Origin of the sequence: Streptosporangium sp. NPDC006007 (assembly GCF_040614315.1) — a bacterium.
Classification (GTDB): domain Bacteria; phylum Actinomycetota; class Actinomycetes; order Streptosporangiales; family Streptosporangiaceae; genus Streptosporangium.
Map to the genome: position 1 here is coordinate 225,779 of NZ_JBEXUG010000004.1, position 19,162 is coordinate 244,940.

The following is a 19,162-nucleotide window of genomic DNA, read 5'->3' on the forward strand; positions in this document are numbered from 1 at the left end:
CCGCCGTCTACCGCCGCCTCCGATGCCGACCGGCCAAGCCGCGTTTCACCGCCAGTGTGAACGGAACGGCGCCGCTCGTCACCAGTCCGAGGGCCAGAAGTGCCGAGGGGGCCGTCTCGACCGGGGGCGAGGGCGGGTCGGTCAGCGTCGGCGGCTGCTCACCCCCGCCGCTGGGGGTCCCGGACGGTTCGCCGGACGTGCTCTGCGAGGTGGAGGGGGTGGAGGTGGGCCGCGTCGGCCTCACCGTCGGGGTGGGGACGGGGGCGGTCGTCGACCTGGTCGGGGTGGGGGTGGGGGTGGGGGGCGCCGGCGGTGAGGGGAGATCCGGATTGCCGAGTGGGGAGCTCTCCTCGTCCGTGGGCGTCGGAGAGGGCGGCTTCGTCGGGTTCTTCGCCGGTTTCCTGGTGCGGGTCGGCGTCGGCTTGGGCGTCGGGGCCGGCTTCCTGGTGGGCGAGACCGTCGGCAGGGTGGCGGGTGTGCTCGCGGTCGGCGCGGCCGTCGGCGCCGGCTTGGGCGTGCTCTCCACCGAGGGGTCCGCCGAGGGATCCTCGGTGGGTTCGTCGGTCTCCGGGGGGATGATCGACTCCACCGGGTCGGAGGGGGCCGGGCTCGGCGAGGTGATCAGGCTCTGCGCCTTGATCTCGGTGGGTTTGCCGGAGGCGACCAGCACCGCGGTCACCCCGCCGATCACCGCGACACAGCCGACGCCGACCAGGATCTTGACGCTCAGCCTGCTCAGCGCGGAGGTGCCCCCGTGCCCGCCGAGACGCGTCTCGGCCAGCGAGGTGTCGGCCCCGGGCTTGCCGGTGTCCAGCGGGAGCAGCGCGGGCAGGAGCGCGGCGAGCCCGGCCAGGCGGCGACGGCCGCGCTCGTGCCAGTCCGCCCCGTAGGCGTCGGCGGCCACGGCCTCCAGCTCGGCGAGGAAGGCGGTGGCGGTCGGCGGACGGTCGGCCGGATGTTTGGCGAGCCCCCGCTCGACCAGGCCCTGCAGGGCGGGGGGCACCTCCTCCACGGGCGGTGGCAGGATCTGGTGCTGCCTGGCCAGGGCGGCGATGTTCGTCGCGCGAAAGGGCCGGGTGCCGGTCAGGCACTCGAAGAACACCGCGGTGGCGGAGTAGACGTCGGTGGACGGCCCGGCCGGGGCGCCGGTCCACTGCTCGGGGGCCATGTAGGGCGGCGTGCCCGCAGGGGTGTCCCCGTCCCCCGAGCGGATCGCGATGCCGAAGTCCACGAGCTTGCTCGCGCCGTCGGCCTCGACCATCACGTTCTCCGGTTTGAAGTCGCGATGCACGACACCGGCCACGTGGGCTGTGGACAGCCCCATCAGGGCGCCCTTGAGCACGACCAGCGCCGCCTCGGGGCCGGTCGGCCCCTCCGAACGGAGGATCGCGCGGAGCGCGACGCCGTCGACCAGCTCCATGACGATGGCCGCGCCCTCGCCGGTCTCGATGTAGTCGTAGAGCCGCACGACGTGCGGGCTGTCCAGGGTGTTGAGCACCCGCGCCTCGTGCCGGAAGCGGGCCACGAAACCGACGTCGCCTCTGAGCTCGTCGGAGAGATACTTGATCGCTACCAGGACGTCGTCGGCGTCGTGCCGCGCCATCACCACGCGTCCGGCCGCACCCGTTCCCAGCTCGCGTAACTCGGTGTATCCGGGGACTCGCCAGCCTGATGGCGTGCCGTACATAGCGGTCTCCTCAGTTGCCTGGGCCCCCACCCATAACAGACGGACCGTAGCTTAGTCATAGATCGCAAAATTCCGCGCACAAATCACAAATCAGTCTCGGGACGCGGGGAGAGCCGCTCGGGACGCGATGTGCTCGGGGACGTCCAGATCCGCGGTCATGGCGGGGTCGGGCTCGGGGGCGCCCCACGACAGGCGAAGCGGCAGCACCCCTGCCCAGATCGGCAGCGCGTAGTCCTCCTCCTCGTCGCCCGGCGGCCCCTGCCGTACCTTCACCGACGCCTCGGCCAGGGAGAGGGCGAGTACGGCGGTCGCCGCGAGCTCCTTCCGGTTCGGCGGGCGCGCGGCGTCCCACTGTCCCGGGGCGAGCTGCTCGGTGATCGCCCGCAGGGCCGCCAGCCGCTCCTCCTCGTCGCGCACCGGCCGGGGGCGGCCGTAGATCATGGCGGAGCGGTAGTTCATCGAGTGGTGGAAGACCGACCTGGCCAGCACGACGCCGTCCAGGTGGGTCACCGTGACGCAGACCTCGCCGGTACCCCGCAGGGAGAGGGAGCCGGTCGAACCGTGCAGGTAGAGGGTGTCGCCGATCCGGCCGTAGCCGGTGGGCACGACCATCGGGGACCCGTCGACCACCACGCCCAGGTGACAGACCAGCCCGGCGTCCAGCACCGCGTACAGGTCCGCGCGATCGGTACGGCCCCGCTCCTTGGAGCGGGCGAGAGCGGTACGGGGAGTCGTGGAGAGCATGGTTCTAATCTAGAGAGAAGTGGATATGGAAAACACGTCCACTTCCTGTTGTTTTCGGGAGACCACTTTGCCGCGTACCCCCGTCGACCTGCCCCTGTCGGTGGACCGCGAGGCCGCCACGCCCCTGAGCGTCCAGCTCGGCGACCGGCTGCGCGCGGCCATGCGCGACGGCACCCTCGCCTCCGGCGAGCGGCTGCCCTCCACCCGTGCCCTCGCCCGCCGGCTCGCGGTCAGCCGCACCGTGGTGACCGAGGCGTACGGGCAGCTCTACGCCGAGGGCTGGCTCGACGGCCGCCACGGCTCCGGCACCTACGTGGCCGACCTGGCCGGCCCCGCCCTTCCCGGCGGCTCCGTCCTCCCGGCCTTCCCCTGTGCCTCCACGCTCCCCGTCCCCGCCGCGCTCCCCGCGCCGGTCCGCGAGGCCCGCCGCGCTCACCGCGACCGATCCCCGGCCGCCGGAGCCGCCGGGACGCAGATCGACCTGCGCCCCGGCAGGCCGTGGGTCCGCGACTACGACGAGGCGGCCTGGCGCAGGGCGTGGCGCGCCGCGGCCGACCTGCCCCCCGGGGACGACCCCGACCCCTACGGCCTGCCCAGGCTCCGCGAGGCCCTGGCCGGACATCTCCGCAGGGTCCGGGGGGTCGCGGTCGGGCCGGAGCACGTCATGGTCACCCGGGGCACCGGCAACGGCCTCGACCTGGTCGCCGCCACGTTCCTGCGGCCCGGCGACCGGGCGGGCGTGGAGGAACCCGGCTACCGGGTCGCCAGGAACATCTTCGCCGCGCGGGGCGCCGAGGTCGTGCCGTGCCCCGTCGACACCGACGGCGTCGTGGTGCACGGGCTCCCCGGCGACCTGCGCGTCCTCTACACCACCCCGGCACACCAGTACCCCCTCGGCGGGCGCCTGCCGGTGCCGCGCAGGGAGCGCCTGATCGCCTGGGCCCGCCGTACCGGGGCGCTCGTCGTGGAGGACGACTACGACGCCGAGTTCCGCTACGACGTCGCCCCGCTGCCCGCCCTGCACGGCCTGGACCCCGGCCGGGTGATCCTGCTCGGCACGCTGTCCAAGTCGCTGGCCCCCGACGTCGGGGTCGGCTGGCTGGTCGCCTCGCCCCACCTCCTCGCCGCCGTCGCCGGAACCCGCGACGACCTGGCCGACCGTACCGGCGGCCCGGTGCAGCAGGCGGTGGCCGTGCTCCTGGAGCGAGGCGACCTGGACCGGCACCTGCGCCGGATGCGCCTGGAGTACGCGCGCCGCCGGGCCGTGGTGGTGGACCTCCTCGGCTCCCGGGTCACCGGTGACACCGCCGGGCTGCACGTCATGGTCGAGCTGCCCCGGCACACGGTCGGCCCCCTGGTGGAGGCCGCGGCCGCGCGCGGCGTGCTGCTCGAAACGGCCGACCGCCACCACCACGGCGTCCCCGCCAGGCACGGTCTTGTGATCGGCTACGGCTCGGCCTCGCCGGCCGAGGTCAGACGAGGGGTGTCCGTCGTCGCCGAGCTGGTCGAGCGGTTCGGGGTACGGGCGGTGGAGGGGCCGGGGGAAGGTCTCCGACCACCGGCAGGGCGCGGTGGGCGTAGAGCGGGTCGACGGGCAGCACGTGCCGTCCCCACCACCGCGCCACCTCAGGCTCCGGCGAGGGATCGGTGAAGCCCGGCAGATAGTCGTCGTAGGGCGGGTCGTAGAGATAGCCGGTGGCCACCCCGTGCCGCTCCAGCTCCACGATCGCCGCCTCCCGGTCGGCGACCAGCAGCGGCACCCGGAACAGCGGCTGGTCCAGCCGCCTCCGTACCGCCCCGGCCACCGTGGGCAGCTCGGCGAGCGCGGCCACCCCGGCGATCCGCCGGGCCCGCTGCCCCGGCAGCGTCCGCAGCCGCCTGGACTGGTACCAGCGGGAGATCCGGCCCCGCCTGGCCCGGTAGTCGTGCAGGTCCGCCTGGACCCACGTGTCGAAGGGCGGCAGCTCCGGCACCCGCCTCAGCGCCGTGACCAGGTTCTCGGGGCGTGGCGCGATCCGGTGGCCCTCGCGCCGCTCCTCCATGCCCAGCGCGCGCATCACCCGCAGCGCGGGTCGGACCAGGTTGAGCCGGACCGCCGTGTGCTTGACCACGGAGGCCAGCACCGTGCGGATCTCGGCCGCGAGCACCCGGGGCTGGAGCAGGCGGTCCCGCTCGGTCTCCAGCGCGCGCAGGTCGGCCCGGTGCTCGACCGCGAGCACCCCGCCCGACCCGGCCCCGGCGTGCTTGGACAGGCTGAACACCCCGGCCATCCCGAACGTGCCGAGCGGCCTGTCCTCGACCGTGGTCTCCATGGCGTGCGCGACGTCCTCGATCACGGTCTTGCCGGCGAACGCGGTCACCCGGTCCGGCAGGCCGTACAGGTTGGTGGTCAGCACGGCGTCCACCAGGTCGAGATCGACGGCGTCGACGTCGATGTTGCCGTCGTCGGGGGAGAGCGGCGCGATGACCGGCCGCAGCCCGGCGGCCAGCACCAGGAACAGGATCTCGTCGGCGGAGATCGGCGACATGAGCAGCCGCTGGCCGGGGGCGCACCAGTGCCGCAGCGCGAGATACAGGCCCAGCCGGTTGGAGGGCAGGGCCAGGCAGTGACGTCCGGTCCGGGCGGCCACCAGGGCCTCGGGGCTCACCGGGCGCTCACGGCGACTGGATGGAGGTGCGCAGGCGCCCGAAGGTCTTCAGCAGCCGGTCGGCGGTGCTGCGCAACGCCGGGTTGGCGAGGACCGTGCCCCGGGCCTTGCGGACCGGCACCCGCACCACCCAGTGCAGTCCGGCGCCGGTGCTCGGCCGGGCGATCCGGCCCTCGGCCACCTGGTACTCGCCGTTCTTGAGCTTCTCCTTGTACTCCTTCTCGCCCCGGCCCATGTCGATGACCTCGATCCCCGCCTGTGCCGCCTTCTCGGCCATGGCCAGGTGGTGGATCAGACCCGGGGAGTACTTGGCGAAGGAGACGTCGTAGGCGGGGAACCAGCCGGCGAGGGTGGTGGCGGTGCGCACGCCGAAGTGACCGGCCACCGGCCGCCCGTCCACGTAGAGCATGTCCAGCACCCCGCCGAAGTGCTCGGTGTCGGTGGAGAGCAGCCGTTCGACCAGCTCCACGATCCACGGCCGGGAGAACCGGTCGGCGCGGCCGGTCCGGCGGTACTGGTCGGTCTTCCAGCCGAGCAGCGTCTGCAGCGCCGCCGGCTCGACGGTGGCGTAGTCGTGGCGGAGCGGCCCCGCGTCCCGCTGAAGCTTGCGGGTCTTGTAGGCCGTGGAGCGGTAGGTCTTGCCCGAGCTCAGTTTGATCGTCTCGATGTAGGAGTCGTAGCCGTCCCGCAGATCGATGATCGGTGACGGATGCCTGGCGTGCCGTTCCGACAGCAGCGGCTGCCCGGCCACCAGGTGGTCGAACTCGAACACCCCCAGACCGCAGGACTTGATCAGCCGCTGGGGGTCGAGTTCGATGTTCTTGGCGTGGACGAGGCCCTGCGCGTCGGTGAGCCCGGCGGCCACCGGCCTGCCGATGCCCATCGGGTGCCGCTCGAATGGGAAGAACCCCACGGTGTCCGCGCCGTCGTGCAACACCGCCACCCGGACTCGATCCTGCAACTCGCCGACGGCGACCGTGAATTCAGGCGACAGGAACGGGTTGTCGAAAGCCGGATCGGCCTCCTGCAGGGCCCGCCATCGGCTGATGTCGGGCTCCCCGAGATCACGAGGGTGAACGATAGAGACGCGCATGAGCTCCCACTGGGGTGTGCGGTTTCCCCGACGCCTTCCAGCATGGATACGTGCAGGACGTGTGAGGCCCAAGTATGCAGGTTGGCGCGTAATGTAACGGTAAAGGATTGGACGTACCACTGGCTCTTCTGAGGCACAACGTTTCGGCCTCTCATCTTGGGCCCCGGCGCGGACCGGTTTCCCCGACCCGGGTGGTGCTCTCACCCGGGTGGCGTTCTAATGGGTGGCCATGAGCACCCCTGGCATCGACCGTACCCGGCTGACCGGGTGGATGGCGGCCAACGTCCCCGATGCCGGGGAGCCCACCGGGATCTTTCTGATCTCCGGGGGCAGGTCCAACCTCACCTACCTCGTCGAGACCGGGGTGCGCCGCCTGGTGCTGCGCCGACCCCCGCTGGGGCACGTGCTCCCCACCGCCCACGACATGAGACGCGAGTGGCGGGTCGTCTCCGCCCTCGCCCCGACCCCGGTCCCGGTGCCCCGGGCGGTCGCCTTCTGCGGCGACGAGGACGTGATCGGGGCGCCGTTCTACCTGATGGAGCATGTGGACGGCCTGGCCGTCCGGAGCGGGGCCGAGGTCGCCGGGCTCGCGCCCGAGCGGGGCCGGCGGCTGTCGGAGAGGCTGGCCGAGGTGCTCGCCGCCGTCCACGCGGTCGACCCCCGGCGGGTGGGGCTGGCCGACTTCGGCCGCCCGGAGGGATACATGGCCCGTCAGCTGGAACGCTGGGACCGGCAGTGGGAGCGGTCACGGACCCGTGACCTGCCCGGCTACGACCGCCTGGTGGCCCGGCTGCGCGCCCGCCTGCCCGCCCGCTCGGCCTCGGCGCTGGTCCACGGCGACTACCGGCTGGACAACACCCTGGTACGGCTCGCGCCCGATCCCGAGATCCTCGCCGTCGTCGACTGGGAGATGTCCACCCTCGGAGACCCGCTGGCCGACCTCGGCCTGACCCTGACCTACTGGCAGGACCCCGGCGACGAGGAACGCGCGTCCATCCCGGTGGCCACCGGTGTGACCGTCGCCCCCGGCTTCCTCACCGCCCGGGAGTTCGCCGCCCACTACGCCGCGCTCTCCGGCGCGGACCTCTCCGACCTGGACTTCTACCTGGCGTTCGGCAACTACAAGCTCGCGGTGATCGTGGAGGGGATCCACGCCAGGTTCAGACAGGGTAAGACTGTGGGGGAGGGGTTCGAGCACATCGGCGCGGCCGTCCCCACGCTCGTCGAGCGGGCGCACCGGGTGCTGGAGGGCTGAGCCGCCGGACCGGGAGGAGACCGTGGACGATCGTCATGGGTTACCCGCCGGACCGGCGTCTACGATAGAAGTCTCAAGTGTTCTGCAAGTCACCTTGACTAATGCGATGACGCAGCTGATAACGCTTGTCTGTGAACCGCGCCGGATCGCGGTCACGTCCGTCGTCGCTGTGGAACGCTCTCATTGGACCAGAGGCGAGGATTGAGGCGAGGGTGATACCGACTAACGGACGGCACCAGAGACGGCGCCCGAGCTGGCCGGTCGCACTGGGGGCGGGATGCGTCGCGCTCGTGCTTCTCGTGGTGATCGTCGTCATGGCCACCAAGCCCGACAAGCCTCGGGGGGAGGCTCTGCGGATCCCCCCCGAGCAGCCGGCGCCCGTCCTGCAGGAACCCCCGGCAGGCAAGGAGTGGCCGCGCTGGGGTGTCACCCACACCGAGTTCAGCGGCGACGCCGAGCCCGCCGGGGCGGGCGACGCCGCCTCGCACGTCCTCAGCCGGGTTCCCCTGGTGCAGAACCAGCACATCATGGGCTGGGGCGCGGACAACCCGGAGCCTGTCCCCGGCAGGCACGACTTCCGCAACCTCGACCGCCGGATCCGGTTCATGGCGGACTCGCAGGCGCTCCCGGTCGTCACGCTCTGCTGCGCGCCCGACTGGATGAAGGGCGGCACCGAGGGACGCACCGACTGGGGAGCCCTGGAGACCGCCCCCAAACGGGAGAGGTTCGACGACTTCGCCAAGCTGGCCGCGACCGTGGCCAGGCGTTACCCGACCGTCAAGCACTACATGGTGTGGAACGAGTTCAAGGGCTTCTGGAACCCGGGGACCAACCGCTGGGACGCCGAGGCGTACACCGAGCTCTACAACAAGGTCTACACCGCGCTGAAGGCGGTGAACAAGGACATCAAGGTCGGCGGCCCCTACATCCCGATCGGGAGCAACCGCAGCGGCGGCGGATCGGAGCTGCAGGGGGCCTGGGGTGTCGTCGACCAGCGTGACCTGGACGCCGTCGAGTACTGGATCGACCACAAGAAGGGCGCCGACTTCATCGTGGTGGACGGCGCCTCGATGACCAAGGACGCCGGGCTCTTCCCCGACGAGTTCACCGCGCTCGGCAAGTTCAGCGCGGTCACCACCTGGCTCAGGGAGAAGAGCGGCAACCTGCCGGTCTGGTGGGCCGAGTGGTACGTCGCGCCGGAGAGCACCGACTGGACCGAGGAGCGCCGCACCGCCGTGCAGACGGTGGCCATGATGGAGTTCGCCACAGGGGGCGCCACCACCGCCCTCTACTGGAACCCCCAGCGCAAGGCCGGCCAGAGCTGCGCGGGCTGCCTCTGGCGCCCCGGGCGGGGCGACGAGCTGCCGATGGCGGGCATCCTGAGCGGCTTCACCAAGTGGTTCCCCGCCGGCACCCCGCTGGTGACGGTCACCTCCAGCGACCCCAAGGTGCGGGTACTGGCCCAGCAGCGTCAGCTCGTGATGGCGAACACCTCCAACGCCGCCGTCACCGCGACGGTGGACGGCAAGAGCTTCACCCTCAAGCCGTACGAGGTCAGATGGAGCGAGCGGAACCGGGCCTAGCCGGACCGGGCGCGAGAGGGCCTGCGCCAGTTGGTGAACCAGCGCAGGCACCACTCGACCGGCCCGTAGCGGTGACGGCGCAGCCACGGCCGGCTGTAGCCGACCTGGATCGCGAAGATGGCGACGGCGATCGACACCACGGTGAGCGGGCTGAGCTGGTCCACCAGCCCCAGGCCGTAGCCGGTGAAGATCAGTGAGCAGATCAGCGACTGGCCCAGATAGTTGGTCAGCGCCATCCGGCCGGGCGGCACGAGGACGGCGGTCAGCCGCGGCGCCGAGGGGAGCAGCCGCAGCAGGGTGGCCGCGTAGGCCGCGGCCAGCAGCGGCGCGGTGAGCAGGTCCACCGCCTGGCCGAACATGTGGTAGGCGCTTCCGCAGCCCGACCAGGTCGAGTGCGCGTGGACCATCGCCCCGACGATCCCGACGGGGAACCCCGCCCACTGGATCCCGCGTAGCGCCGCGGCCCGCCCGGACAGGTCGGTGAGCATCCGCTTCTTGCCGACGGCCAGCCCGATCAGGCATGCGGCCAGCACGGCTGGTCCCTGGAAGAAGACCCGCAGCACGACGATCTTGCCGAGCTTGTGCAGGTGCTCAGAAATGATCATGCTGACCGAGCCGTGCAGGGCCGCGTCGGACCTCGCCGCCTCGGCCGCGCCCCCGGCCACCGTCCCGGAGGCGTCAGTGCCGTTCAGGGCCAGTACGGCCAGCAGCCCGAACCCCACCGCGAGCGTCACGGTCAGCGCCACCGCGGTGATCACCGCGGTCCGCGGCCTGATCCCCCGCACGGTCAGCAGGACCAGTCCCACCACCGCGTAGGTGGCCAGGATGTCCCCGGGGAACAGCAGCACCGCGTGGGCCAGGCCGAGCAGCAGCAGCCCGGCCAGGCGGCGCAGGAACCGGGGCACGAAGGCCGCCCCCGAGTTCGCCGCGGAGTCGAGCTGGAGGGTGAAGCTGTAACCGAAGAGAAAGGAGAAGAGCAGGTAGAACTTGTTCTCGAAGAACACGGTGACAATCCAGCGCACCTCCCAGTCCAGCGGTGCGGAGAAGGCGGGCTCGGCCAGCCCCGCCATCCGGTATCCCGAGGCCAGGTAGGCGATGTTGACCACCACGATGCCGAACAGCGCGAACCCGCGCAGCGCGTCGACGGCGGCGATCCGCCGGGCCGTACCGGTTGGGGGTGTGGTGGTCCCCAGCGGACCGCGGTGTTCCCCGTTGACCATCCAACCGTCCCTCGACATACCGTGCTGTATCGCACGCCCCCCGGCAAATAGTGATCATTATGCCGGGGGAAAGACACTCCCCGGGGAGACCGCGTTCCTATTGGAGCTGGCTGAAGCCGATGACGACGAACCGCTCGATCACGACCGCCACGGCCAGCGCGAACGCCGGAACCGCGACGAACAGGATGCGCCGCCTCGTCCTGGCGGTGCGGTCGAGACCGCGCAGCCGGTACATCTCATAGGCGAACAGGGCGATCCAGGTGACGCCCAGGGCGCCCAGGCCGATCGGGGTCAGTGGTGAGCCCCGGTCGCCGAAACCCGTCAGGGGCTGCGGCTGCGGGATCTCGGCGTCCTTCGGATAGGACTTCAGTGTGTAGACGGCGGCGTCCGCGCTGTTGAAGACCCGCTTCAACTCCGGTGACGCGTCCAGGGCGGCACGGAACCGGCTCGCCCAGTCGTCGGGGAAGCCGTGGTTGAGCTGAAGGTAGGCCGCCTGCCCCCGGCTGGCGACGAGATAGGTGTTGGGCGGCAGGACACGGAACTTGTCGATCACCGAGGAGAGCTGCGCCGGATTCTTGTCCACCAGCACCTGCTGGTAGGAGATCTTGTCGAAGTCCCGCTCACCCCAGGGGATGGTCGGCGTGACCTCGGGGCCGATCATCGGGACCAGGTACAGCACCCGGCCGCTGGGCTCGTCGTGCTTGTAGACGTAGTGCATCGCCCGCACCTCGTCCTTGGAGACCCGCTCGAACTGCTCGTTGCCGTAGCGGGCGACCAGGAAGGCCATCGACAGCACCAGCGCGCACCCGGCGGCCAGCAGCAGGGAGAGCCGGCGGGTCAGCTCCGGGTTGAACCGGATGTTGCGCCTGCGGATCGGCACCGTCTCCTCGGGGGCCTCCGCCGTGCCGGCGGGCAGGTTCGGGAAGAAGGCGTAGGCGGCCAGGATGCACGCGCCGGGCAGCGCGAACAGGTAGATCCGCAGGCCGATCTCGCCGCCGTAGCTCTGCAGGCCCAGGGCGAGCACCGGGATGCAGAGCAGGAGCAGGGCGGCCCGGTCGCCGACCCCGCGGCGCAGGCGGCGTAGCAGCCCGGTGGCGGCCAGCAGCAGGATGAGGGCGCAGATGCCGAGCCGGGCCATCAGCACGAACGCGTGCCGGGGGTCGCTGCCCTCGATCCGGTCGCCGGTGTTGCGCTGGAGGTTCTCCAGGATCCGGCCCAGACCGCCGAAGAGCTGGTCGATGTGCCCGCTCCAGAAGGTGACCGTCTGGTAGCTGATCCAGGCGAGCACCATCAGGCCCAGGAAGAACGGCAGGGCCCCGCTGAGCGAGGAGCGCCGCAGCAGGATCAGGCCGGTCAGCACGCCGAGCATCATGAACGGCGTGATCTGGTGCGAGGCGGTGGCGGTCCCGAACAGGCCGATCAGCACGATGAGCATGATCGACCGGTCGTACACGCCGGTGGAGTGGGCGAGCTCGCCGGGCGTCAGCCCGTCCAGCCTGGCCAGCAGCCGCCGGATCCGGCCCTTGGCGGGCATCGGTTTCTCACGGGGCTCCACCTTGCCGAACCAGCGCAGCACGATCGCCACGAAGGCGAGGTAGATGGCGTAGGTGAAGCCCTGGGATGAGAGGTAGTCCTGGCCGATCCACTGGACGATGACGAACAGCAGCGCCGCGAACCAGCGGGCGCGGGTGGTGGCCACCACCTGGCGCAGGATCAGCACGAACGGCAGCAGGTAGAGCAGGTTGGAGAGCAGCGGCGTCCACCGCATGATCGTCGTCAGGTCGGTGACCCCGGCGGCCTTGGTGACGAACGCGAGCAGCGCGAAGAACCCCGGCCAGGCGAAGCGGGCGTCGAGGACGGGGGAGGAGGTCCCGGTGCGGTTGATGAACTCCACGAAGCCCGCGTGCACGTAGGCCGTGTGGAAGCGGGGGGTGTCCTCGATCAGGGCGGCGGCCCCGTGCAGGGCGAAGGTGATCGCCGCGATCTGGAAGAGCAGCAGGAACTTGCGGTCGGTGTTCTGCGCGATCGTGACGAAGAAGGCGGTGATCATCAGCAGGATCGCGATGAACGCGGTGCTGGGCAGCGCCGAGATCAGCCCCAGGCCGTCGACGTGGGTCAGGTCGACGCCCCGCAGCGGTCCCGGCGCCACGCGCAGGGCCAGGACGTACATGACCAGGCCCTCGACGGTGAGCAACGGCGGCAGCCAGGTGCCGGCCGTCCGCGTCAGCCTCTCCGCCCACGAGGGCCTTTCCTCGGACGTCGCCGCCGCGGGGGCGTGGACGGCCGCGGGGGCGGCCGGTGGCGGACCGGCGGTGGTGCGGCTGGTGGCGTCGGCGGAGAGACCCCGTGCCCGGGGCGCCGGGGCCGGCGGGACCGGGGTCGGTGTGACCGGCGGAACCGGGATCGGGAGGGGAGGGCTCGGGGGGGCCGGGGGGAGGCGCAGGTTCACCGTGCTGTCGGCGCCGTCGCCGTCGGGCTCGCCGCTCTCGCGCTCCGGGGCCGTGATCTCCGAGACGTCGATGACCGAGGTGTCGACGATCGAGAAGTTCAGAATCGAGGTGCCGTCCGCCTCGGGGGCGTCCGCGTCCCCCACGGGGAGGGCGTCCGCGCCGGAGGCCCCGGCGGACGACGGGACCGGGGGTGTGTCCGTCTTGGGGCCGTCCGTCTTGGGGACGGCGTCCTCCGGTTCCCCGGCGACCTCGCGGATGGGGATCCGGAAGACGGCGGTGGCCGCCGGATCGTCGTCGCCGGAGGCCTCGGAGGGCGTGCCCGAAGGCCGCTTCTCCGGTCCCGGTCCGGCGTGCGTCTCCGTGGGGTCCTCCGAGGGCGAGGGGTGGGTGGAGCCGGTCTCCCCGACCTCGGCGGCCCCCGCCGCCTCCGTTGTCACGTCATTACCTGCCCGTTGCCTCACGTCTAACATCATGGGGGCTACGCGGACCCGGGTGTGACGACCACCTGGGAAGTTTCGCCATGTTTGAGTATTTTGCGTAGACCGGGGAAGATCGCCAGGGCGATCAGAGTCTCGCTCAGCAGCAGCGCGTACCCCACCGCGTTCACCCCGGCGCGGGGGAACAGCAGCAGGGTGCCGGTGAGCACCAGAACCGCCAGGCACACCTGTACGGCCGCCAGCCTGCGGGCCTGTCCCAGGGCGCGCAGCCCGCTCAGATAGATCTCGATCAGCACCCGGGGGAGGACCGCCACCGCCATAAGCTGGAGCAGCAGCGTGCCCCGGTCCGCGAAGCCGGCACCGAAGACGCGCAGGATCAGAGGGGCCACGAGAACCGTCACCGCCACCACGGGAACAATGATCATGAAGGCCCGCCGGAGCGCCCTGCGCGAGTTCGACGCCAGCCGGTGCCGCTCGAAGGCCCCCTCCACGGTGAGCGAGGTGGCCATGTTCATCGCCAGCAGCTCGATCAGCGAACCCAGAGTGTGCGCCATGGAGAAGTAGCCGAAGGTGACCTCGTCCACCCGGGCGGCGATCAGGACCGGGATCAGGTAGACGCTCGCCAGGATCGACAGCGTGCCGGGGTAGTCGCCCGACAGGAACCGGCCGACCTCGCGGAGCGTGAGCGGCCTGGCGGTGCTCTCGGTCTGCCTGACGTGCCGGGGGACGACCTTCCCGAAGATGAAGATGTTGATCGGGATCAGCGCCATCGCGGCAGGGATGATCCAGGAGACGAAGATGCCGTCGCGGGGCAGCGCGAACGCCAGCCCCACCAGCATCGCCATCTTGACCAGGCCGTAGCCGAGACTGTTCACCGGCACCCAGGTCGCCTTGCGGAGCCCGGCCAGCGTCACGTCCTGCAAAGTGAACACCGACCAGACCAGCACCGCCACCAGGAAGAACAGCCCGGGGCCGAGACCGCCCAGCGTGGCGTAGGTCGGCCCCCACCACGGCAGCGTGATCAGGAACCCGAGCGCGGCCGTCATACCGGTGGCCCCGGCGATCACATACGCCCGGACGATGAGCTCTGGGGTACGGCGCCCGGCCACCGGGATGAACCTGGCCAGCGCCCCGACGAACCCCAGGGCGGTCAGCGAGGCGAACAGCCGCATGGCGGTGATCACGGCCTGGCCCCTGCCGAAGTCGGCCGGCTCGTAGAGCTGGGCCGCCAGCCACCAGTACCCCATGCCGAGAACGGCGGTGATGGCGGTGTTGGCCATGAGCGCGTAGCCGTTGCGGAACAGCGGATTGCGGAGATCACGCAGCAACCGCCGCCGCAACCCGGCGAGCCGTCCCGCGGGCCGCTCGCCCACCGTCGCGCTCATGCCCTACCTCCCCCCACGCCCGAAGACGTGCTCCCTACGCGAGACCACGTACTCGGCGCAGGCCGTATCGGGTGCGCCTGACGACGGCGTAGCCCTTCGTCAGCACACGCTCCTTCATGTAGATCAGTGGAACCTGACTGCCCTCGACCGCCCGGCCGAACATCTTCATCGAGGTGCCGTCGGTGACGGTCAGGCGCGGCAGCGCGAGCACGTCGTGCCGGTCGGCGGCGATGGCGTTGTTCACCGCGCAGGCGGCCCAGTAACCGGCCCGCCGGACCTCCCGCCGGACCCGCATGCTGGAGTAGCCGTACGGATAGGCCATGGTGGAGACCAGAGCGCCGATCTTGTCCTCCAGCAGGGCCTTGTTGCGCCGCAGCTCCTGACGGAGCCGGTCGTCCGGCAACTGGTCCAGCTGGGGGTGGCTGTGGCTGTGACCGCCTATCTCGACGCCGCAGGAGGCGGCCTCGCGGGCCTGGCTCCAGGACAGCATCACGTCGAGCGGCCGGCCCGCCGCGTCCTTGCCCGCGTCACTGACCCAGCCGCTGGTCAGGAAGACCGTCGCGGGAAAGTCATGGCGCTCCAGCACGGGCAGCGCCTCGCTGTGGAAGTCGGCGTAGCCGTCGTCGAAGGTCACCACGACCGGCCGCTCGGGAATGGAGCGCCCGTTGTTCCTGTGCAGCGAGGCGACCAGATCGGCCACGGTCAGCGGGGTGAAACCGTTCTCCTTCAGGTAGGAGAGCTGCTCGGCGAAGGCCGAGGGCCGTACGGCCAGCGGCCTGGTCTCCGCGTTGGGCCGATCGGAGATCGAGTGGTACATCAGAATCGGCACGCGGATCATGACTTCGACACCTTCAACCGGAGGGAGCCGACGATGTAACCCCAGGTGGTCCAGGTGAGTCCGATCACGATCGCGCCCGCCCTGCCGAAACCGGACAGGTCACCGCGGAGCGCCTCCCCGACACCGCGCAACGCGCCCAGCGGCAGGGCCTTCAACGCGTGCGCCCGCTCGCTGGCCAGCCCGTCCCCGGCGCCCACGCTCTGGGTGACGAGCGCCTTGGACAGGCCCTCGGCGTAACACCGGGACCGGAAGTAGGCGAACCTGGAACGTACGGCCGACACCTTGTGACCGATCACCGCGTCCGGCTCGAACAGCATCACCGCGCCGGGGGTCCGCTGGGAGAGCCGGATGCAGAACTCGGTCTCCTCGCAGCCCAGCGGCCGGGGCCTGCGCCCCTGCACGCTGCGCCCGATGCCGGTGTGGAACCCGCCGACCCCGAGTACGGCCTCCCTGCGGAAGGCCGCGTTGCCCCCCATGACGTTGCGGATCGGCGCCCGCCGGGTGGGCATGCCCCGGTAACTGCAGCCCACGGTCCAGTCGAACTCGCGGGGAAACCAGCCGGGACGGCGTCCCGTCGCCCAGAGCGGCCTGGTCAGGCCGCCCACCCCCACGACGGCCGGGTCCTGGAAACCCTCTTCCAGGGCTTCCAGCCAGCCGGGTTCCGCTACCGCGTCGTCGTCCAAATACGCCACAATGTCGCCGGAGGCGGTCGCCGCGCCGGTGTTCTTGCCACCGGACAGCCCCTTCTCCTGCGTGTTCTCCACCACGGTCACGCCGGGATACTCCTGCTTGAGCCTCAGGTGCAGGTCCGCGTTGTAGTCGACCACCAGGATGATCTCGTCGGGCCCGCGCCGCTGGCTCACGACGGACTCGACGGCCTCCCGGATGTCCTCCCAGCGTTCCTCGGTGTAGACACAGATGACGACACTGGTCCTCATGGCTATGCGGCGCCCTGGTCCGCCGCGGGGGCGGCGGCGGCGGGCTCGGGCACAACGGCGGCGGGACGGCCACGCCACTCCCGGAGAATGGTCTTCAGCACCCGGATGCCGTCGCGGACGGCGTGCAGGTTGCTCTCACCGTGAATCCGGCAGCGCTCGTGGCTCGGCACCTCCTGGACCTTGAGCCCCGCCTTGGCGGCCCTGATGTTCATCAGGGTCTCCACCTCGAAACCGTCGCAGTCCAGGTTGAGCGCGTCCAGGTGGCGTGCCCAGAAGGCGTTGTAGCCATAGCAGAGGTCGCTGTAGCTGGTGCCGTAGATCCGGTTCACCAGGCCGGTCAGCACCTTGTTGCCGAACTTGCGGTTGAAGGTCAGGTCGTCGCTGCCGCCGCCGGTCGCGTAACGAGACCCCTTGACGAAGTCGGCCCCGGTGACCAGCGCGCCCACGAACTGGATGATCTCCCGGCCGTCGGTGGACCCGTCGGCGTCGATCATCACGATGATGTCGCCGGTGCAGGCGGCGAAACCGGCCGACAGCGCGTTGCCCTTACCCTTGCCGGTCTGGGTGATCACACGGACGTTGGGGCGCAGCCTCTTGGCGACGGCGATGGTGTCGTCCACCGAGTTGCCGTCGACCAGCACGATCTCGTCGATCCACTGCGGCAGCGTGGCGAAGACGTGCGGGAGGTTCTCCGCCTCGTTCATGGCGGGGACCACGACGCTGACGGTGGGGGAGATGGCCACGTGAGGAGTGATCGGGGTGAAACGCTCTATTGGTGGCATCGCCCGCAGTGGGGGCTTGGTGGTGTGCTTGACGATGTCGGGACTCATGAACTCTGTCCTTCCGGGTAAGCGGTCGTCATGGACGACGGACGGACGGACCCGGAGCCAGACGCGGCCTGAACGATCGGCGGCAATGGCAAATGCGCTGAGGGATGCATGGGAGGGTCCTGGCGGATGGTTTTCGGTGTGAGGGTGTTCGTGGGGGGCGCTTCGCGGGGAGCCGGCTCAGCCCACTCCCCATGGTTCCTTGACGACGGGAGCGGCTGATTGGTTCTGCGCGGAGGTGCGCATGCGGCCGAAACGTTTCAGCACCCGGTCGGCAAGACGATATAGGTGGGGACGGTCGGTGACGATGGTGCGGGCCTTGTTGACCGGGGCACGCCCCATCCAGTGGACGGCGGCCGCCGGGGAGGGGCGCGACACACGCCCCTCGGCGACGAACAGGTCACCGGTCTTCAGCCAGCCCTTGTACTCGCGGCCGCCCTTGCCCATGTCCACCTGGCGCAGGCCCGCGCCGGCCGCGTGCTCCGCCATGTAGAGGTGGTGCATGATGCCGGGGGAGTAGCGGGCGAACTCGATGTCGTAGGCCGGGAACCAGCCCACCAGGGTGTGCGCCGTGCGCAGGCCGAAATGGCCGGCGACGGGCGTGTCCCCGGCGTAGACCATGGTCAGCACTCCGGCGAAGGTCTCCGAGCGCTTCGAGTGCATCTCGTCGAGCAGCCGGACGATCCACGGCTGGGCGAAACGGTCCACCCGGCCTGTCCGCCGGTACTGGTCGGACTTCCAGTTCATCAGGGTGCGCAGGGTCTCGGGGTCGCCCGAGTCCCACTCGAAGCGGAGGTCGCCCTGCTCACGGCCGAGCTTGCGCTCCTTGTAGCGGACGGTCTTGTAGTTCTTGGGGGACTTCGCCCGGACCTGGTCGATGTAGGAGTCGAAACCGGCACTCAGGTCCATGACCGGCGCCGGCCGTACGTCCGACTGGTGGGCGGCGAACGTCGCCTGCCCGGCGACCAGGTGGTCGAAGTCGAAGACCGAGAGCTTGCAGGCGCGCAGCAGTGACCGGGCCCCCATCTCCAGATCGGGGCTTGAGATCAACCCGTGGCAGGTGGTGAGGAAGCCCCCCAGAGGCTTGCCGATCCCGAAACTGTGGCGCTCGTAGGGGAAGAATCCGACGATCTTGCCGCCGTCCTGGATCACGGCCACCCGGACGTAGTCGCGCAGACGGCCCATGGCCAGGGCGAACTCCACGGACAGAAAGGGATTGTCGAGGGACGGGTCCGCCCCCTGTAACTCCCGCCATCGGAGGATCTCGGACTCTCCGAGGTCACCCGGGCGAACAACGGCAACGTTCACCTTGACCTGGCCCCCTGTTCAGTCTGCAAGCTTCCGCTCCCCCGGTACAGCACGCGTAACACGTATATGAAGCCGCCGAGCACCGCGATCGTCGCCACCCCTGCGCGGGGCGACCACGCGTCAAAGGACAGCATGGCAACAGCAAGGAGAACGTTCACCACCAGACTTGCCGCCGCCCCGACCGATAGTGCCGCAAGAGGGTCACGATCACGCAACAGTCCTACCACCGCGGCCCCCGGCACCACCAAAAGGAACAGGGGGGTCAGCACGAGACGTAGCGGGGTGTTGATCCCGGCCAACGCGATCACGGCCCCCGTCACGCACGCGAGGGTGACCGCCCACTTGAGCACCCTGCGGTTGGTCGACATCTCCGCCTCTCCCGGTTCGGTAATGGGGTGGTCGATCGCTCTTTCATGCCATCAATCACTCCGCACGGACGTCAATGGCGACGTTTGGCCCCAGTCCATGGTTTACCGGATCGCAAAGAGAAGTAGCGGCATTATCCAGCGTGAGGCCAAAGGATCAAGCCTTCCCGGACGCCGGATCCACCGCTGTGAGGAGGGAGGACACCGGTGTCGAAGGCGGGTCCTCTGAGGCCCCGGAAGCCTGTGGTGCAGGGGTTTCCCACGATATCGCAGAATCGGTCCCGCCCTCGGCGGCCCCGGAGGGGACTCGCGGGAGACCGCGCTCGCCCACGTCGGTGACAGTGACCCAAATCACGCCTCCCGTTCCGGCGCCGGGCCGCCCCG

Annotated in this window: 14 protein-coding genes and 1 pseudogene; 3 read left to right on the top strand and 12 right to left on the bottom strand. The window is 70.7% G+C overall.

All coding sequences use genetic code 11. From position 1 onward, the window contains the following. Nucleotides 1–7: 7 nt before the first annotated feature. Entirely contained in the window at nucleotides 8–1,687 is a 1,680-nt protein-coding gene (locus tag ABZ194_RS05400) for a protein kinase (protein ID WP_355592575.1), read from the bottom strand. Between the two features lie 90 nt (nucleotides 1,688–1,777). Beyond that, on the bottom strand, nucleotides 1,778–2,431 hold the full coding sequence (locus ABZ194_RS05405; protein ID WP_355592577.1) for a pyridoxamine 5'-phosphate oxidase family protein: 654 nt from the start codon (nucleotides 2,429–2,431) through the stop codon (nucleotides 1,778–1,780). 67 nt (nucleotides 2,432–2,498) lie between these two features. Between ABZ194_RS05405 and ABZ194_RS05410 the strand changes: the two genes are divergently transcribed. Next, a complete protein-coding gene (locus ABZ194_RS05410; protein WP_355592579.1) occupies nucleotides 2,499–4,082 on the top strand; it encodes a PLP-dependent aminotransferase family protein in 1,584 nt (527 codons plus the stop codon). 568 nt (nucleotides 4,083–4,650) lie between these two features. On the opposite strand, the pseudogene ABZ194_RS05415 reads toward ABZ194_RS05410, so the two are convergent. Together ABZ194_RS05415 and ABZ194_RS05420 are read right to left on the bottom strand one after the other, a co-directional pair. Further along, nucleotides 4,651–5,079: pseudogene (locus ABZ194_RS05415) on the bottom strand (DegT/DnrJ/EryC1/StrS family aminotransferase); the annotation flags it as partial. Between the two features lie 7 nt (nucleotides 5,080–5,086). Then, entirely contained in the window at nucleotides 5,087–6,172 is a 1,086-nt protein-coding gene (locus ABZ194_RS05420) for a GNAT family N-acetyltransferase (RefSeq protein WP_355592581.1), read from the bottom strand. A gap of 229 nt (nucleotides 6,173–6,401) precedes the next feature. On the opposite strand from ABZ194_RS05420, the gene ABZ194_RS05425 reads away from it, so the two are divergent. Then, nucleotides 6,402–7,427 (top strand): phosphotransferase family protein, encoded by a 1,026-nt coding sequence (locus ABZ194_RS05425; protein ID WP_355592583.1) that lies wholly within the window; start codon nucleotides 6,402–6,404, stop codon nucleotides 7,425–7,427. Nucleotides 7,428–7,639: 212 nt separating this feature from the next. Further along, the gene (locus ABZ194_RS05430) at nucleotides 7,640–9,010 is read left to right on the top strand and encodes a xylan 1,4-beta-xylosidase (RefSeq protein WP_355592585.1); all 1,371 of its coding nucleotides are present in this window, start codon (nucleotides 7,640–7,642) and stop codon (nucleotides 9,008–9,010) included. On the opposite strand, the gene ABZ194_RS05435 is transcribed toward ABZ194_RS05430, so the two are convergent. The 8 genes from ABZ194_RS05435 to ABZ194_RS05470 all read right to left on the bottom strand — a co-directional run bounded on the left by ABZ194_RS05435 (nucleotide 9,007) and on the right by ABZ194_RS05470 (nucleotide 18,781). After that, nucleotides 9,007–10,248 (bottom strand): DUF418 domain-containing protein, encoded by a 1,242-nt coding sequence (locus ABZ194_RS05435; protein WP_355592587.1) that lies wholly within the window; start codon nucleotides 10,246–10,248, stop codon nucleotides 9,007–9,009. The two genes, ABZ194_RS05430 and ABZ194_RS05435, sit on opposite strands and share 4 nt — an antisense overlap. A gap of 79 nt (nucleotides 10,249–10,327) precedes the next feature. Continuing rightward, the gene (locus ABZ194_RS05440) at nucleotides 10,328–13,117 is read right to left on the bottom strand and encodes a hypothetical protein (protein ID WP_355592589.1); all 2,790 of its coding nucleotides are present in this window, start codon (nucleotides 13,115–13,117) and stop codon (nucleotides 10,328–10,330) included. A gap of 41 nt (nucleotides 13,118–13,158) precedes the next feature. Then, entirely contained in the window at nucleotides 13,159–14,502 is a 1,344-nt protein-coding gene (locus ABZ194_RS05445; RefSeq protein WP_355592591.1) for a hypothetical protein, read from the bottom strand. A gap of 34 nt (nucleotides 14,503–14,536) precedes the next feature. Then, nucleotides 14,537–15,340, bottom strand: a complete 804-nt coding sequence (locus tag ABZ194_RS05450; protein WP_355592593.1) for a polysaccharide deacetylase family protein — start codon at nucleotides 15,338–15,340, stop codon at nucleotides 14,537–14,539. Continuing rightward, nucleotides 15,337–16,278, bottom strand: a complete 942-nt coding sequence (locus ABZ194_RS05455) for a glycosyltransferase family 2 protein (protein ID WP_355592595.1) — start codon at nucleotides 16,276–16,278, stop codon at nucleotides 15,337–15,339. The genes ABZ194_RS05450 and ABZ194_RS05455 overlap by 4 nt, the downstream gene beginning before the upstream one ends. A 2-nt stretch (nucleotides 16,279–16,280) precedes the next feature. Beyond that, a complete protein-coding gene (locus tag ABZ194_RS05460) occupies nucleotides 16,281–17,108 on the bottom strand; it encodes a glycosyltransferase family 2 protein (protein WP_355592597.1) in 828 nt (275 codons plus the stop codon). A 177-nt stretch (nucleotides 17,109–17,285) separates the two neighbouring features. Then, nucleotides 17,286–18,413 (bottom strand): GNAT family N-acetyltransferase, encoded by a 1,128-nt coding sequence (locus ABZ194_RS05465; protein WP_355592599.1) that lies wholly within the window; start codon nucleotides 18,411–18,413, stop codon nucleotides 17,286–17,288. Next, nucleotides 18,410–18,781, bottom strand: a complete 372-nt coding sequence (locus tag ABZ194_RS05470) for a hypothetical protein (protein ID WP_355592601.1) — start codon at nucleotides 18,779–18,781, stop codon at nucleotides 18,410–18,412. Before ABZ194_RS05470 ends, ABZ194_RS05465 begins: the two co-directional genes overlap by 4 nt. Nucleotides 18,782–19,162: the final 381 nt, after the last annotated feature.

What these genes read in the sequence shown, in the direction of transcription:
- ABZ194_RS05460 (WP_355592597.1), bottom strand. Translation starts at nt 17,108, where the DNA reads ATGAGTCCCGACATCGTCAAGCACACCACCAAGCCCCCACTGCGGGCG.
- ABZ194_RS05420 (WP_355592581.1), bottom strand. Translation starts at nt 6,172, where the DNA reads ATGCGCGTCTCTATCGTTCACCCTCGTGATCTCGGGGAGCCCGACATC.
- ABZ194_RS05405 (WP_355592577.1), bottom strand. Translation starts at nt 2,431, where the DNA reads ATGCTCTCCACGACTCCCCGTACCGCTCTCGCCCGCTCCAAGGAGCGG.
- ABZ194_RS05450 (WP_355592593.1), bottom strand. Translation starts at nt 15,340, where the DNA reads ATGATCCGCGTGCCGATTCTGATGTACCACTCGATCTCCGATCGGCCC.
- ABZ194_RS05435 (WP_355592587.1), bottom strand. Translation starts at nt 10,248, where the DNA reads ATGTCGAGGGACGGTTGGATGGTCAACGGGGAACACCGCGGTCCGCTG.
- ABZ194_RS05425 (WP_355592583.1), top strand. Translation starts at nt 6,402, where the DNA reads ATGAGCACCCCTGGCATCGACCGTACCCGGCTGACCGGGTGGATGGCG.
- ABZ194_RS05470 (WP_355592601.1), bottom strand. Translation starts at nt 18,781, where the DNA reads ATGTCGACCAACCGCAGGGTGCTCAAGTGGGCGGTCACCCTCGCGTGC.
- ABZ194_RS05400 (WP_355592575.1), bottom strand. Translation starts at nt 1,687, where the DNA reads ATGTACGGCACGCCATCAGGCTGGCGAGTCCCCGGATACACCGAGTTA.
- ABZ194_RS05455 (WP_355592595.1), bottom strand. Translation starts at nt 16,278, where the DNA reads ATGAGGACCAGTGTCGTCATCTGTGTCTACACCGAGGAACGCTGGGAG.
- ABZ194_RS05445 (WP_355592591.1), bottom strand. Translation starts at nt 14,502, where the DNA reads ATGAGCGCGACGGTGGGCGAGCGGCCCGCGGGACGGCTCGCCGGGTTG.